We start from the raw sequence: 16,230 nt of genomic DNA on the forward strand, positions 1-16,230 counted from the left end.
TGCTCTGATCTGTCATAGGTCAGGACAGGCTTTTGCCGTAAAGGAGGATACACCATGATTATGAACGAAAAGATCAAAGCATCCGAGATTGAACTGACCGGACTGAACGGCGAAGATCTCGGTATTATGTCCACAAAAGAAGCTTTGGCACTTGCCAAGCAGCATAAAGTGGATCTGGTATGCCTGTCCCTGATGACAAGCCCGCCACCCTGCAAACTCATCCGTGCCGGAGCAGCCATACAGGAAGCTCAGCAGGAGAAGAAAAAATCCGGTAAATCGCCGGACAAACGCAAGGTTAAGGAGATTCGTCTCAACTTGCAGATGGAAGACCATGACCGGGATACGAAACAAGCTCAGGCGGAACGTATCTTGAAAAAAGGTGACTCGGTTAAGCTGGTCATACAGGTTCACGGAAGCAAAGAAGGCGCCGCAGGTAAGGAGTGGGCTGAGCAGCTGAGCAAGTCGCTGGCTGAATATGGCACGAAAACAACAGGTATTCAGGTTAGTGGCAAGCAGGTTGTTGTCCAGTTGGACCCAAACACATAATAACAGGTTGATTTGTGCCTGGCATGCGGAAAAATGGAAAACCCGTGAGGTTTCCCAATAAGTTTACGCTCAGAAGCCCAATGAAAAGGCAGTGAATCTGTTTTTCCATTGGGCTTTATTTATGTTGTGGTCAAACGTTTTTCTTTCCTCTGATTCCTCGTTAGCCAATCATTCAGCTTCATGTTCGGAGATACCGACTGCCGCCAATCCGTACATATAATTGTCCGGGCAATACAGGCGTCGTTCCTGCAGGTGCATTCAGATCACTATTTTCGGCAAATCGGGACAGATAATAAAAATCGGGATAAATCACATTATCCATCAAGTACGCTGAAACTTGGCTTCCGGGAGTGCGGAATTGATTCAAAGTGCGAATAATCTGTCCCCCTGAGGCAATACCGATGCCATGACCATAATACAGATCTTCACGGAGCATAATCGTGTTTTCCCCTTGCCACTCTGGCGTTTCGGAAGAGACATCTGGGTTTTTAAAATAAAGTACATCGCCGGGAAGTGCGTTATGGCTGCCGTTCTTCTCGGTTAAGCGCAGATCGCTGTCATAGTGCCAATCGAAGAGCAGTAAGTCGCGAAAGAGTGAATTGAAGGCCTCCTCGCGAATACTTTCGAGTACCCCTCCGTACAACACAATGACTGTTGCAGTTGCGCATTCAAATGCATACAGGGAACCATTCCTCCAAATATCCCGAATGCCTTCAGCCGGAGTTACATTCGGTTTGAGTTCAAATCCTCCCTCATTGTTGAGATTCCAGTAGGCGGGATTACATCTTGATTTCTCAAACGAAGCAAAGCTGACTCCGCTGGCATTCAATCCCTCAGCTGCATGAACCAGAGAGGCGCGAAGCTTCCATTCGAATTGCAGATGATCCATGGTCTGATAGGAATATAGGGTCGGTCTGTTCTGAAGCTGCTGCAACCAATGCCATTCAAAAGCAGACCACTTAGAACGTACCAAATCAAGCGGTTGATTCGCAACGATGATCATACATGACAACCTCCGTTTCGTTGGATGTTCGGGCTTGTGTGAACGGAACCTCACGCGTATCTTTTCATTTATATGACGGTTGGCACCCGGAATTGTACTCTGTTTGAACATTCCCCGTATGAGAGCGCACACAAAATGTCGATTCATGCAAAAGATTCAGTGGATATCGTTTAATCATCATCCTATTTGGGGTACTACTCTATAGATGAAGTTATGTACAGCACAAGCTGTTAATTACGAATAATATGGATTAGAGAATAATTTGGAAAAAAGGAGGATAAGCGGTGTCGAATCCAATTACAGAGAGCCGCTCTCTGTTTGAGCAACTATACAAATATGCACCAATCGGCATTGCTGTTGCTTCGCATGTGAACGGACGTTGGCTCCAGCTTAATCCTGCGTTTTGTGAAATGCTGGGATTCAGTGAAGATGAGTTAATCGATTCACCGATTGAACATATGATCCATGAGGTAGATCAGGAGATGGAGAGATTCAGGTCCAACTTCGGGGATATGACAAATGGGGTAAGCCAGATGTACGAGACGGAAATCCGATTAAAGCGTAAGGACGGTTCTCTTCTGTGGTCGAACATACGGGCCTGCATTGTTAGGGATGAGGAGAACAACCATCCTCTTTATTTGCTTGTACAGGCAGTGGATATTACGAGACAAAAGGAAGCGGAGCAGCACTTGATTGAACAGCGCAAACAGTTGGAAGAGAGCACCCGAATCTCTCGTATCCTTACGGAATCTTCTCTCGATCTTATTGCCATACATCACGCTGATCAGGAACGTACCTTCAAGTATGTGTCACCCGCCAGTCTTGGGATGCTGGGGTACAAACCTGAAGAAATCGTGGGTCAATCCGGACTGTTCTGCATTCATCCGAACGATATTCCAATCGTGGAAGCGTATGTTGCAGGACAGATGCAGGGTCTGGCACCAGACCGTATTAACTACCGTCTGCTGCATAAGGATGGTTCTGTGGTGTGGGCTGATACGATCACTCACTACATCTATGACGAGCAGGGAAATCTGCAGGAGATGATTGCGGTGACCCGGGATATTACGGCGAGCAAAAAGCAGGAGCAAAGTCTACAGGAGTATCAATCACTCTTTGACTGTAACCCGTTAGGCGTTGCATCCCTTGATCTGGAAGGAAATTTGCTGAAAGCGAATGTCGGCCAGGAACATTTGACGGGACATTCCAAGGAGGAACTGCTCAGCCAATCCTTTGATCATTTGATTGATCCGGTGGATCTGGCCAAAACCCGCTATCATTTTGAAGAGTCTGTTAAAGGAAAGGCCCAGAGTTATGAGATTGGGCTGATTCACCAGGACGGACGCCGAATTGAAACCAGAGTCATCAATGTTCCCATTATCCTTGAGGATCGAGTCGTTGGCGTGTATGGAATTACAAGTGATATCACCGAGTCCAAAAAATATGTGGAGGAGATCGAGAATCTGAGCTACGAACGTGCCCTGATTCTGAATGCGATGTCTGAAGGCGTCATTGGACTGGACCAGAACGGGAAATTGATATTTGCCAACCCCGCTGCAGCCGAGATGATGGGATTCTGTCCAACAGAAATGAATGGTGTGCACTTCGAGCATATCATTCTGCAAATGCAAAACGAGGCAATCCCTTACCCGGTCAATGAATCACCGATTGTAAAGGCAGTACGGGAAGGTCGAAGTTTGCCTAGATCGGAATCTGTTTTCTGGAGGCAGGACGGATCAAGCTTCCTCGCGGAATTTCAGCTGAAACCGATTATGGATCAAGGAAATACCCGCGGAGGAGTACTGGTGTTCCGGGATATGACTTCGGTGAATGACATCATTCGTGCCAAGGAGTTAGCCGAACAGGCGGACCGTGCCAAATCCGAATTTCTTGCGATTATGAGCCATGAGCTGCGGACTCCGCTGAACGGGATAATGGGCATGGCCAATCTGTTGAAAGAAACTGAGCTTGATGAAGAGCAATCCGGATTCGCTGAGATCATCATTGATAGTGGGGAGTCACTGCTTCACATTCTCAACGAGATACTTGATTTCAGTAAAATTGAGGCTGGTAAAATGGATCTGTCACGTGACGCCGTGGATATCCAGGAAATGCTGGCCAGTGTTGTTGAACTGTTTGCCCTGAAAGCTGCCGAGAAAAATATAGAGCTGTATTGCGAGATGTCTGACCAGATCCCTGAGCGTGTCAGAGGGGACGTAACCCGAATTCGTCAGATTCTGATCAATCTTGTGGGCAACGCGGTTAAATTTACGGAGAAAGGAAGCATTCAAATTCGTGTGAGCGTGAATGCCCCCGAAGATGGTGATCCGAACAAACTCCAGCTCTCTTTTGTCGTAAAGGATACGGGAATCGGCATCGCCATGGACAAACAGCATCAATTGTTCCAGTCCTTCTCCCAGCTTGACCCGGCCATTAATCGCAAATACGGTGGTACCGGTCTTGGACTTGCGATCAGCAAGAAGCTGGTTGAATTAATGGATGGTGCGATTGGGGTGCATAGTGAAATAGGCAAGGGAGCCGAGTTTCATTTTACCCTGCTGCTTGAGAAATGGCAGGACGAGTCTGATGACGGAATGGAAGCTTCAGACCATACTTGGGTTGAAGCAGATCAATCCCTGCTCGCAGCAAATATTCGCATCCTGATTGCGGAGGATCAGCCGGTGAACAGCCACCTGATGGAGGAGCTGCTGCGCAAGCTGGGCGGCGTCTGTGATATCGTTGAGAACGGAGAGGCAGCGGTACGCGCACTCGAAAGGGAATCTTACGATATCGTCTTCATGGATATCAAAATGCCCATCATGGACGGGATTGAAGCAACCTGCAAAATAAGACAAAGCCATCCCGAGATTCCGGTCATCGCTGCCATAACGGCATTTGCGGGTGAGAGTGATCGTGATGCATGCCTGGAATGCGGAATGCAGGATTTTATTAGCAAGCCGTTCAGTTCATCCGAAATTACCCGTGTGCTGCGCACCTGGGTACCTTATATCCGGGCTCATCGGTTAATGCTGGATACATGAAAGAGTGAGATGAAACCTAAAAAAACCTGCTCCCGATTAAAGGGGCAGGTTTTTTAGGTCTATACCATAGTCCATGACCAAAAAGGATCAGGACCATCCTCCGATCAACCCGGAGAGGGTTACGCATTCATCATCTTCCAGTTCCGCAATCAATGTAAGTTCTTCGTGATCACTTGGATCAACAGAGAACAATTCGCGGCGTCCATCTTCGTGTTTAATAATAACCAATTGGTTGCCGCTTTTTGTATCAAACTGGTACTTAACTCCGATACCAGGCAGTGGGCATTCCCGGATATTCATGAAACCTGTCACCTCTTTAGCTATTCCATAATGAATTTAACCGTTCACACAGTACGGATGTATTCTACTATCCATAACACGGTTTGGCAAGTCAAACATCCAATTATGCTCCAGTATTCACATTAACCGGGTGAAGTTATCCCATGCGGCGGCGTCTTGTCCGTTTGCGACGGACAAAAAACCAGATGAGCAGTGCAGCGACGACAATTAAAGCGATGACTGAGGTAATGATAATGTTACGAATGTTTGGTACCTGTACTGTCAAATCCAGTGTATTCGAATTGAGGGGAGAAATGTGCCAGGTCAGTGTCTTCCCCTGATCTTCAACCAGGTCCGCGTTGGAATCTTCAGCTTTGATTGGCAGACTCAGTTTGAAGTCGAACTTCACATCTTTGAGCAGCAGGTTTTTAAGGAAGCTTGGCACCTTGTTGATCTGATCCTTAATCTCCCCATCCGGCATGGATTCCATCAGGTCAGCGGTGGCAGTAACATGGAATTTGGAAGTGAAGAAGCCTGGCTCCGTGGACTGCTCAACCTGGATGCCTTTTGGAAGCTTGGACAGATCGAAGCTAGCGGCAGTATTGCTTTTCTCATAATGGGTTGTTGCTGAGAGCTGCTTCCGTTCTCCGTCGTCTACGACCTCGGCCTGAAAGTTGTTTTTCTTCAGGGCTTCTTCGAGCAGGGGCATCAGATTGTCCTGTCCAATCTTTCCGAGCGCGGATTCGGTTACACCGAGATGGATATCCAGGTCTGTTGAACCATCCATGTTGACCGTCAGATGAGCTTCTCCATCGGCACAAGCGGATAGAATAATCAGCATGAGGCCAAGCATAAATGTGAGAAATAGATGGCGTAAGGGGATACGAGTCGGCGACATTGATTTCAACCTTTCTACGTAAGCGATTTGCATAAGTCCATGCTGCATGCTGCATTCAAACTATTACTTAATTAATAGATTTATAGTATACACCGTAAATATGTCAGATGGAACTTCTGGTAAGTCATCCTGACTTGATAACCATTTCGATATGACGAATGGGATGCTGATCGAATAGTTGTGCAATAATAATTTAGGATAAAATTAAAGATGTCGTATTTTTGTCAATGTTAGGACAATTCAAAAGGCGTTTCAACGTGTAAACTGTAAATAGTATGTTGATCAATCGGATGCAGGGAGGGGTACATTCATGACATACATCATTATTCTAATTGCAGTAATGGTTGTGGGAATGATTGGAATGGGCTGGTTCTTTCAGATTCTTGACAAAGACAATAGCTAAACCATAAATGACATGGATGACATGGACATGAGACAAGCCATAAGCTTGCTTCGCGCGTTTGCGAGGCAGGTTTATTTGTTTTGGCAAGATGTTATCCTGATGTTCTGTGCAATACGTTACTTACATATAAATTTGTACCTTACATAATCGCGTAATATATACAACGAAAGGTGTCGCACAATTTGACCGATGGACAAATATTTTTCGTAAATATGGGATTTTTAGGCTGCTCTTTTGTATAATAGGGATTAGTCCAACTCGGGATATTTCCCGAAATATGCCTAACAGGAAAGGGTGTACATAAATGAAATTTAGTGAATATACGTATACACGTCCCGATCTGGAAAAAATCAAAACTTCTTTCCGTGAGCTGTTGAAGGGTTTCGAAGCTGCGGCTACGGTGGATGAGCAGAGCGGATTTATGGATCAGATTAACGCATTGCGCAGTGATTTTGAGACTATGGCGCAACTGGTCTATATCCGTCACTCCATTGACACGAATGATACATTCTACAAAGCAGAAAACGAATTTCTGGATGAAAGCTCCCCGATCATTCAAGAGTATATCACCGATTATTACCGGGCACTGGTGAATTCAAAATTCCGTGCGGAACTGGAGCAAAAATGGGGAACTCAGCTGTTCCAGCTGGCAGAACAGTCCCTGAAGACCTTCAGCCCTGAAATTATCGAGGATCTTCAAAAAGAGAACAAGCTGTCCACAGAATATAATCAATTGATTGCTTCCGCAAAAATTCCGTTTGAAGGCGAAGAACGTACCTTGCCACAGCTGCATCCGTTTGAACTGTCTACAGATCGTTCCATGCGGGAACGCGCTTCGGCAGCAAGATATACGTTCATGGCTGAGCACGAAGCGGAATTTGACCGCATTTACGATGAGCTTGTAAAAGTACGTACGCAAATTGCCAAAAAATTAGGCTATCCATCCTATGTGGAACTTGGTTATGATCGCATGAATCGTACCGATTATAACGCGGAGATGGTTGCCAATTTCAGAGCACAGGTTCGGGATTATATTGTGCCTGTAGCAACGAAGCTCAGAGAGCGTCAGCGCAGCCGGATCGATGTGGATACCCTCTATTTTTATGACCAGGGTTTCAGCTTCAAGACAGGTAACCCGACTCCTAAAGGGGATCCGGACTGGATTATTGAGAATGGTAAAAAAATGTACGCTGAGCTGTCCCCTGAGACGGATACGTTCTTCCAGATGATGACGGAGAACGAACTGATGGATTTGGTTAGTAAAAAAGGCAAGCAGGGCGGCGGATATTGCACCTTCCTGAATGATTATAAAGTACCGTTTATTTTCTCAAACTTTAACGGTACATCCGGAGATATCGATGTCCTGACACACGAAGCTGGTCACGCGTTCCAGGTGTATGAGAGCCGTCACTTTGAGGTGCCGGAATACAACTGGCCGACTTACGAATCGGCAGAGATTCATTCCATGAGCATGGAATTTTTCACATGGCCGTGGATGGAATTGTTTTTCAAGGAAGATACGGACAAATACAAGTTTGATCACCTGTCCTCCGGTTTGCTCTTTATTCCTTATGGCGTTGCCGTGGATGAATTCCAGCACTTCGTCTATGCCAACCCGGATGCAACACCGACTGAGCGCAAGCAGGCATGGCGCAACATTGAGAAAACGTACCTGCCACACATCAACTACAAGGATAATGCCTATCTGGAGCAAGGTGGATTCTGGCATAAGCAGGGGCACATTTTCTCCTCGCCGTTCTATTACATCGACTATACGCTGGCTCAGATCTGTGCCTTCCAGTTCTGGAAACGCAGTAACGAGGATATGAAGTCTGCATGGGCCGACTATCTGACATTGTGCAAGGCGGGAGGAAGCCTCTCCTTCACAGGATTGGTTGAACTGGCTGGTCTGAATTCCCCGTTTGAGGATGGCTGTGTCTCCTCCGTAATCGGTGATATTGAAGCGTGGCTGGATGGGGTAGACGATAAAGCTCTGTAAGCAAGTTTTCTGCAAACAGATACCGATCGTTTCATACCATTTTGATGGTAAATGATAGGATTACAACATTCATAAAAAGCGGCTTTGAAACCTCTGGTTTCAGGCCGCTTTTTTTGCACGCAGTTAAACTTGTGAAATAAAAAGGGAAGGGAGATTCAGCATCTGGAAAGGGGAAATGTAACATTTCTGCATTGAATGTGATTTATTTCACTATATCTGAAAACGGATTCAGGTACAATAAAGACAGTAAATCAGGGGTTACAGGAGGCTGGTTCAAATGGCAACACATGCTTATTATGTTCCGCCCGTGAACTTGATGGGTAGGGGATGTTTACAGGAAGCAGGCATGATGATTCAGGACATGAATATTCGCAAAGCGCTGGTTGTTAGTGATCGGCAGTTGATCTCTTCCGGTGTAGCTGAGCAAGTACTGTCTATATTAAGAAAATCAGGGCTAGACTACGTTGTATATGATGAAATACAGCCCAATCCAACGTGTCATAATGTGCATGAAGGCCTCAAAAAGTATCAGGAACATGGCTGTGATGCCATTATATCGATAGGTGGAGGCTCACCCCAGGACGCAGCCAAAGCCATCGGCATTGTCGCTACCAATGGTGGACATATTCGGGACTACGAAGGATTGCATCAATCGCATCATAAGTCTGTACCGCTTGTAGCGTTCAATACGACCGCCGGTACATCGAGTGAGGTGACCATTAACTACGTGATTACAGATGAGGAACGCAAGGTGAAAATGGTGATGGTGGACCGGAACAGTCTGGTTTCCCTGTCAGTCAACGATCCGGAATTGATGCTCAGCAAGCCAGCTAGTCTGACCGCAGCAACAGGCATGGATGCTCTGACTCATGCGGTGGAAGCGATGGTGACACCTGGTGGATTTACAGTCACCAGCGCGACCGCTGCCGCAGCGGTTGAACTGATCTTTGAATATTTGCCGCGAGCGGTCAGAGACGGGAGCGACCTTGAAGCCAGGGAGCACATGACCTATGCCTGCTTCTTGGGAGGAATGGCTTTTAATAATGCGGGTCTCGGCTATGTGCATGCCATGGCACATCAACTCGGAGGTGTGTACGATCTGCCGCACGGCGTATGTAACGCCATGCTGCTCCCTTATGTGGAGGAGATGAACGCGAAGCATGTGCCAGGTAAATTCCGGCATATCGCCAAAGCCATCGGCATGAATGTGAAGGATAAGAGTGATGAAGAGTGCTCCATGTATGTCATTAACGCTATTCGCCAGCTCTCCAGGGAAGTGGGCATTCCCGAGAAATTGTCCGAACTGGGCGTAACGGATCCCGATCTTGAGCTGCTTGCAGATAATGCGATGAAAGATGCTTGTGCCCCCGGCAATCCATATCAGCCTTCGAGAGAAGAAGTGATGGAGCTATTCCGCAAAATTATATAGATACGAATATCAGCATCCTGAATAGCGCAAGTCAGAAACAAATAAATGAGCAGGCAGATGAGCCGGGTGAAGTCCTGGCTTTTTGTCATGCCATAGCACAGAGGAGTTACTTATTTTTCCATTTTAATCAATCGTACAAAAGCAAAAGGATTTTGATTCCCTACAGCGAATACAATAATTGAATCACAGCAGTATCAAAAAGGAGTGATATCGGCCTAATCTTTTGCCTTATGATTCCAGCAAGATTCCCCAGCCCGTTTCGTGTTTAATGTTAATTAGGGATAATGGATTACATTTCTCACGGGGTACATCTTAATTTCGATTCCACCAATCACCTCTGCACGGCAAGTCAAGGCTATTCTGCAATAATCATCCTACTCAGACATGACAAAAAATTACGTTCCGTTGAAATCTCGATCGAGATTTCATACCAGGATACACGGTTTGTTTGTACAGCATGCTCCTAATCATGACAACAGCGTCCACACAACAGAATATTGGATTATGGGCTCTGAAATGAACCAGAAGAATGCGCGTGGAGGAGGCTGTAATGATGGCAAAAAAAGAAGTTGTAGCGATGCTGCTCGCAGGAGGGCAAGGCAAAAGGTTAAAAGGGTTGACCAAATCACTCGCTAAGCCGGCTGTATATTTTGGCGGGACATACCGAATTATTGATTTTCCTCTAAGCAACTGCTCCAATTCAGGCATCGACACCGTTGGTGTACTTACACAATACGAACCTCTGGTACTACACTCCTATATCGGCATCGGCAGCGATTGGGATCTGGACCGCAAAAATGGCGGAGTATATGTCCTTCCACCACATGAGCGTGAAGACGGGAGCAGCTGGTACCGAGGCACAGCGGATGCGATTTACCGGAACCTGAATTTCATCGAACAATTCGATCCAGAGCATGTACTCATCCTTTCAGGGGACCACATCTACAAAATGGATTATGAAAAAATGCTCAGGTATCACAAGGAAAAGGACGCAGATTGCACCATATCAGTCATTGACGTTCCGCTGGAAGAAGCCAGCCGGTTTGGGCTGCTTAACACCCACGATGATTACCGCATCTACGAATTCGAAGAAAAGCCTCCAGAACCCAAAAGCACACTTGCTTCCATGGGTATTTATCTCTTCAAGTGGGATGTACTGAAACGATTCCTGATCCAGGACGAACAACAGGCATCCACCTCATACGACTTTGGCAAAGACATCATTCCCTTATTGCTTGAAAATGAAAAATCCTTATACGCTTATCCTTTTGAAGGCTATTGGAAAGACGTAGGTACCATCCGCAGTTTGTGGGAGTCCAACATGGATCTTCTGGATGAGGAAACACCGCTCAACCTGAATGATCCCAATTGGCGCATTTACACCCGTAATCCGAATCAGCCGGCACAGTACATTTCACCTGTGGCCAAGGTACGTAATTGCATTATAAGTGAAGGTAGCATCGTACATGGAGAGGTTAACCACTCCATACTGTTCTACGGGGTGGAGGTTGGAGAGCACACTTCCGTCATAGATTCTGTCGTCATGCCACGGGTGAAGATCGGGAAGAATGTGCACATTCACAGAGCAATCATTGCGGAAGGGCTGGTCATTCCGGATGGAACCTACCTATCTCCTGCGCCTGAGGATGAAAGTGACGTATTGCTTGTGGACCATGAAGAATTGGAACGTCAGCTTCAACAGGGAATGACAACTAAAGTCTAATCTGAGCCCAAAGGACGGTGCATGCGATGAAACCATTAATCGGTGTTATTAACCTTGATCATGAACTTGAGGAATTGAAGGAATTGACGTACTTTCGCTGCGGAGCCGCGGTTCCTTACGCCGGGCGTTACCGTCTAATCGACTTTGTATTATCCAATATGATGAATGCGGGCATAGAGAGTATTGGGGTGTTTGTCCGCCGCAAATACCGTTCGTTAATGGATCACCTGAGTGACGGCAAACCCTGGGATCTGGATCGCAAGCATGGAGGCATGTTCATCTTGCCGCCAGACTGGAATGATCCAACGGATACGTCACAGGGGGATTTGCAGCATTTTCACAACAATCTCGATTTCTTTCACCGCGGTTCGGGTGAATATGTGGTTCATGCCGGCAGTCGGCATGTGACCAAAGTAGATCTGCAGGATGCCTATCGATATCATGTGAATAAGGGAGCAGACGTGACGCTGATTTGCAAAAGAGTGGACCAACTGCTGCCTGAGCACGATGCCTGTGTCAAAGTTGAACATGACGGGAACGGTAATGTGGTGGACATTCACCAAAGCGCCGATCACCCGAATATATATACAGAAATTTTCATCATGAAAAAGGAGTTGTTCCTGCGTCAGGTTCAGCGCTGCATTGATCATGGCGAGAGCCATTTCTTCCGTGATGTTATACAGAAAAATCCGGATGGTTTAAACATTGCGGCATATGCTTATGAAGGCTACCATGCCGTGATTAATTCCATTGACAGTTATTATCGCAACAGTATGGAGCTGTTGAATACGGGGCTGTATGAACAACTTTTCAGAGAAGAACCCGTTCAGACCAAAATTAAATACGAGGCACCTGCGAAATACCTCGACACGGCCGAGGTCAAACATTCCCTGCTTGCCAATGGTTGTATTGTGGGCGGAGAAGTGGAGAACAGCATTTTGTTCAGGGGTGTGCAGGTAGCGAAGGGAGCCAGAATTAAAGGCTCAATTATCATGCAGAAATGTTACATCGGTGAAGATGCGGTACTGGAGAATGTCATTCTGGACAAAGACGTGAAACTGACTGGCGGACAGACGCTCATCGGTGACCCGTCGAACCCGTATATCTTGGCTAAGAGTACTATTATCTAATACCTGCTGTTAACCGATATCATCTATAAATAAAATATAAATTCTGAAGGATGGTTATACGCGCAATTGCAATGCTCAAGCAGAAAGAGCAGAAGTAGTGAAGGGGACGAAGTCGATTCTGGAGAAGCAACGCGTTCGCATTTATCCCTGGATTTTCACCTTATTAAAAAGTTGAAAAAATCCAGGGATAACGGCGATCGGAAGAACGATTCGTAACCGGAACGGGCACTTGCTGGATTTGAGCAGTGAAGCGTATGAAATAAACCATCCTCAGAATTTCACCGGGAGGAACCTGCTTTTGTTTGACAACAAGGAAACATTCAAGAGTATTTTTGGGCGGAATCTGGTCAGTAAATTGGGCAAACCACTTGAAGAAGCCACGAACGAAGACGTCTATCACGTTCTGGGCAGCATGATTCGCGAGTATGCGGGTCAGGACTGGGCAGCGTCGAATCAGGGATTCAAGCAGCGCCAGGATAAACAGGTATATTACTTCTCGCTGGAATTCCTGATTGGACGTCTGCTGGGCAACAATTTGTTGAATGTGAACGAACTGGAACTGGTTCGCGACAGTCTCGCCGAGCTGGGCTTCTCACTGGAGGACATTGAAGAGCAGGAATCGGATGCCGGTCTGGGGAATGGCGGATTGGGCCGTTTGGCGGCGTGCTTTCTGGACTCGCTCGCATCCCTCGGCTATGCTGGCCATGGCTGTGGTATCCGGTATAAATACGGATTATTTGAGCAAAAAATCATTGATGGCAATCAGGTAGAGCTTCCGGACAACTGGCTCGATAAGGGCAATGAATGGGAAGTAAGACGCCCGGACAAAAAGGTCGAGGTTCAGTTCTGGGGACGGGTTGAGGCCTATGAGCAAGACGGACATTATCATTTTGTGACCAAGGATGCGGAATCCGTCGTTGCGGTACCCTACGATACTCCAGTTCTTGGATACGGTCAGCCGCATGTGAATACACTTCGCCTGTGGAGTGCAGAGCCGAAGAGGGAAACCTCCTTGGATACCCCTTCGAACTATTACGGTTACCTGGATTACAGCCGGTCGGTGGAGTCGATATCGGAGTTTTTATACCCGGATGATTCGCAGTACGAGGGCAAGCTGCTTCGCTTGAAACAGCAATACTTCATGTGCTCTGCTGGCGTACAGAGTGCATTGCGTACATTTAACAAGCTGGAACTATCATATGACCGGCTACCAGACAAGGTAGCATTCCACATCAATGATACCCACCCGACGCTGGTCATTCCGGAATTGATGCGGATTCTCATTGATGTGAAAGGTTATGGTTGGGATGAAGCGTGGGATATTACAACGCGTACCGTCTCTTATACCAATCATACAACGCTGAGTGAGGCGCTGGAGAAATGGCCGGTGTCCATGATCAGCAAGCTGCTGCCACGCATTTATATGATCATTGAAGAGATTAACAAGCGATTCTGCGGCATGCTTCTGGATCGTTATCCGGGAGAACAGGATCGTATTCAGCATTTGGCTATCATTGCGAACGATCAGGTTCGTATGGCACATCTGGCGATTGTCGGCAGTCACAGCATTAATGGTGTCGCTGCATTGCATACCGAAATCCTGAAGGAGCGGGAGATGGCGCCGTTCTATGCCTTGTATCCAGAGCGTTTTAACAACAAGACGAACGGGATAACGCATCGTCGCTGGTTAATGCATGCGAATCCCAAACTGTCCAATCTGATTACCGATACGATCGGTAGTGAATGGATGACAGAGCCAGGCAGATTGAATGAACTCGCCGAATTTGCAGGCGACGCGTCATTCCAGCAGCAATTTAGGTCCATTAAACACGAAAATAAGGAACGGCTCGCGGCATACATTCTGGATCATACCGGAACGGCAGTTAATCCGGATTCCATTTTTGATGTACAAGTCAAAAGGCTGCATGGCTACAAGCGCCAGCTTCTCAACATTTTACACGTCATGCACCTGTATAACCGTCTTAAGAATGACTCGTCATTCGAGATCGTTCCACGTACATTCATCTTTGGAGCGAAGGCTGCACCAAGTTATTATTTCGCGAAAAAAATCATCAAGCTGATCAACACGGTTGCGGATACCGTGAACAAGGATAAGGCGGTAAATGACCGGCTGAAGGTATTTTTCCTCGAAAATTATTCCGTCTCTCTGGCAGAAAAAATTATTCCGGCCGCGGACGTCAGCGAACAGATCTCCACTGCAGGGAAGGAAGCTTCGGGTACGGGCAATATGAAGTTTATGATGAACGGCGCATTAACCATTGGTACGATGGATGGGGCCAATGTGGAGATGGCTGAGCAGGTTGGAGAAGAGAATATGTTTATCTTCGGTCTGCGAGCGAATGAAGTGATGGATTATTATCGTTCAGGCAGCTATCGTCCTAACGAAATTGTGCAGCAGGATGAGCGCATTCGCGAAGTAGTGGAACAGCTGGTTCATCCAGGACCGTTCTGTTGTCGGGAAGGCGAATTCTGGGATATCTATGATTCATTACTGGCACATGGAGATGAGTATTTTGTATTGCGTGACTTTGCTGCCTATGCCGATGCCCACGCGGCCATTGATAAGGCTTATCGTGATGGGCCCGGCTGGTCACATAAAGCGATTCTGAATACGGCTCAATCCGGTATTTTCTCCAGTGACCGTACCATTAGTGAATATGCTACCGATATCTGGGGAATTCATCCGGTTTCGGGACACTGGAAAGGCTGAGATAAATAAGTCAGGAGATGAAGTCCCCTTGATGCAAGGGGACTTTGTTGTATTATTTTTATGGAAAAGGGTTTAATACCGCACGCAATATCAAAAAAATAAACTTCCGTTAAGTGATAATCAAATTAAGGAGACAGCATTCAACTCCATTTCTATGAAGAAAGGGAAATTACTCGTTATGGTGGATCATTACTCGCAAATACAACGGGCTATTGGGTATCTTGAGGAGCATTTGCAAGATGAATTCAACATGAGGGAGGCAGCGGCAGCCGCGGGTTTTTCCGCGTTTCATTTTCAGCGTTTATTCCAGGCGATCACCGGGTTTACCGTACTTGAATATGTGCGCAAGCGCAGACTGACAGAAGCAGCTCGGCAATTGCTAAGCTCAGCAGATGGCATCCTCCATGTGGCCTTGAAGTGGGGATATCATTCACAGGAAGCTTTCACCAGAGCATTCACTGCCCATTGGGGGACGACACCGGCCCGCTTTCGCAAGCTGAATGAGCAGCCCGCTTCTGCTAAGATTCAGCAGAGTATTGACTTTAATGACTATCGTACCCGACTGGGAGGAGGGTTTATCATGAACAAACCACGCCTTGTAACCATGAAGGCCATCCAAATCATAGGTTACGCTTACCACACGAACTTGAATAACGACCAGCACTATAATGAAATTCCGGGATTCTATCATGATTTTGGTTCAGAACAGAAATTTATGAATATCCCTGAACGAGCATGTCCTGATTTGGCCTATGGTGTCGCCTGTCAATTTGAGGATGATGGTGCATTCACATTTCTTGTTGGTGAGGAAACTTCATCTGACAAGGCACTGCTTCAACCAGGTTATACAGCATTTGAGATCCCGGGTGGATTGTACGCTGAATTCACAGTGGATGGTTCCGGACAGGATATTCGCAAGATGATTTATGGCAGCTGGCTGCCCCAATCCAATTATGAACGCAGGGAAGGTCCTGATTTTGAGATAACCGATGTGTGGAAATCCACCCCTGAGCAGTTGGACATGAAGATCTATATTCCGGTAAAATAA

General features: G+C 46.7%; 11 protein-coding genes. 8 read left to right on the forward strand and 3 right to left on the reverse strand.

Features of this window, described 5'->3' with window-relative positions:
* Positions 1 to 54 precede the first annotated feature (54 nt).
* Complete coding sequence (gene infC / locus MHB82_RS12265; RefSeq protein ID WP_341174776.1) at positions 55 to 546, forward strand: translation initiation factor IF-3; 492 nt, start codon at positions 55 to 57, stop codon at positions 544 to 546.
* A 178-nt stretch (positions 547 to 724) separates the two neighbouring features.
* Here infC and MHB82_RS12270 read toward each other — a convergent pair whose 3' ends face one another.
* Positions 725 to 1,549, reverse strand: a complete 825-nt coding sequence (locus tag MHB82_RS12270) for a protein-glutamine gamma-glutamyltransferase (RefSeq protein WP_341174777.1) — start codon at positions 1,547 to 1,549, stop codon at positions 725 to 727.
* Between the two features lie 284 nt (positions 1,550 to 1,833).
* Between MHB82_RS12270 and MHB82_RS12275 the strand changes: the two genes are divergently transcribed.
* Complete coding sequence (locus tag MHB82_RS12275; RefSeq protein ID WP_341174778.1) at positions 1,834 to 4,590, forward strand: PAS domain-containing hybrid sensor histidine kinase/response regulator; 2,757 nt, start codon at positions 1,834 to 1,836, stop codon at positions 4,588 to 4,590.
* 87 nt (positions 4,591 to 4,677) lie between these two features.
* Here MHB82_RS12275 and MHB82_RS12280 read toward each other — a convergent pair whose 3' ends face one another.
* Together MHB82_RS12280 and MHB82_RS12285 are read right to left on the reverse strand one after the other, a co-directional pair.
* Positions 4,678 to 4,890, reverse strand: a complete 213-nt coding sequence (locus tag MHB82_RS12280; protein WP_095358458.1) for a hypothetical protein — start codon at positions 4,888 to 4,890, stop codon at positions 4,678 to 4,680.
* A gap of 136 nt (positions 4,891 to 5,026) precedes the next feature.
* Positions 5,027 to 5,776, reverse strand: coding sequence for a hypothetical protein (locus MHB82_RS12285; RefSeq protein WP_341174779.1), 750 nt, complete (start codon positions 5,774 to 5,776; stop codon positions 5,027 to 5,029).
* Between the two features lie 698 nt (positions 5,777 to 6,474).
* On the opposite strand from MHB82_RS12285, the gene MHB82_RS12290 reads away from it, so the two are divergent.
* The 6 genes from MHB82_RS12290 (at position 6,475) to MHB82_RS12315 (ending at position 16,230) form a co-directional block, all read left to right on the forward strand.
* Positions 6,475 to 8,169 carry a M3 family oligoendopeptidase gene (locus MHB82_RS12290; protein WP_110822484.1) on the forward strand — a complete coding sequence of 565 codons (1,695 nt, stop codon included), beginning with the start codon at positions 6,475 to 6,477 and terminating at the stop codon, positions 8,167 to 8,169.
* A 277-nt stretch (positions 8,170 to 8,446) separates the two neighbouring features.
* Complete coding sequence (locus MHB82_RS12295; RefSeq protein WP_341174780.1) at positions 8,447 to 9,598, forward strand: iron-containing alcohol dehydrogenase; 1,152 nt, start codon at positions 8,447 to 8,449, stop codon at positions 9,596 to 9,598.
* Positions 9,599 to 10,151: 553 nt separating this feature from the next.
* Positions 10,152 to 11,321, forward strand: coding sequence for a glucose-1-phosphate adenylyltransferase (locus MHB82_RS12300; RefSeq protein ID WP_341174781.1), 1,170 nt, complete (start codon positions 10,152 to 10,154; stop codon positions 11,319 to 11,321).
* 26 nt (positions 11,322 to 11,347) lie between these two features.
* On the forward strand, positions 11,348 to 12,451 hold the full coding sequence (gene glgD / locus MHB82_RS12305) for a glucose-1-phosphate adenylyltransferase subunit GlgD (protein WP_095287557.1): 1,104 nt from the start codon (positions 11,348 to 11,350) through the stop codon (positions 12,449 to 12,451).
* Between the two features lie 298 nt (positions 12,452 to 12,749).
* Positions 12,750 to 15,182: a glycogen/starch/alpha-glucan phosphorylase gene (locus MHB82_RS12310; RefSeq protein WP_341174782.1), complete on the forward strand. Its 2,433-nt coding sequence runs from the start codon at positions 12,750 to 12,752 to the stop codon at positions 15,180 to 15,182.
* A 181-nt stretch (positions 15,183 to 15,363) separates the two neighbouring features.
* Positions 15,364 to 16,230, forward strand: coding sequence for an AraC family transcriptional regulator (locus tag MHB82_RS12315; protein WP_341176627.1), 867 nt, complete (start codon positions 15,364 to 15,366; stop codon positions 16,228 to 16,230).

Origin of the sequence: Paenibacillus sp. FSL K6-2862, assembly GCF_038005125.1 — a bacterium.
In the GTDB taxonomy this organism is placed as follows: Bacteria; Bacillota; Bacilli; order Paenibacillales; family Paenibacillaceae; genus Paenibacillus; species Paenibacillus illinoisensis_A.

Bases quoted from the DNA above. Each gene is read 5' to 3' on its own strand.
- infC (WP_341174776.1), top strand. From the start codon at position 55: ATGATTATGAACGAAAAGATCAAAGCATCCGAGATTGAACTGACCGGA.
- MHB82_RS12270 (WP_341174777.1), bottom strand. From the start codon at position 1,549: ATGATCATCGTTGCGAATCAACCGCTTGATTTGGTACGTTCTAAGTGG.
- MHB82_RS12280 (WP_095358458.1), bottom strand. From the start codon at position 4,890: ATGAATATCCGGGAATGCCCACTGCCTGGTATCGGAGTTAAGTACCAG.
- MHB82_RS12290 (WP_110822484.1), top strand. From the start codon at position 6,475: ATGAAATTTAGTGAATATACGTATACACGTCCCGATCTGGAAAAAATC.
- MHB82_RS12295 (WP_341174780.1), top strand. From the start codon at position 8,447: ATGGCAACACATGCTTATTATGTTCCGCCCGTGAACTTGATGGGTAGG.
- MHB82_RS12300 (WP_341174781.1), top strand. From the start codon at position 10,152: ATGGCAAAAAAAGAAGTTGTAGCGATGCTGCTCGCAGGAGGGCAAGGC.
- glgD (WP_095287557.1), top strand. From the start codon at position 11,348: ATGAAACCATTAATCGGTGTTATTAACCTTGATCATGAACTTGAGGAA.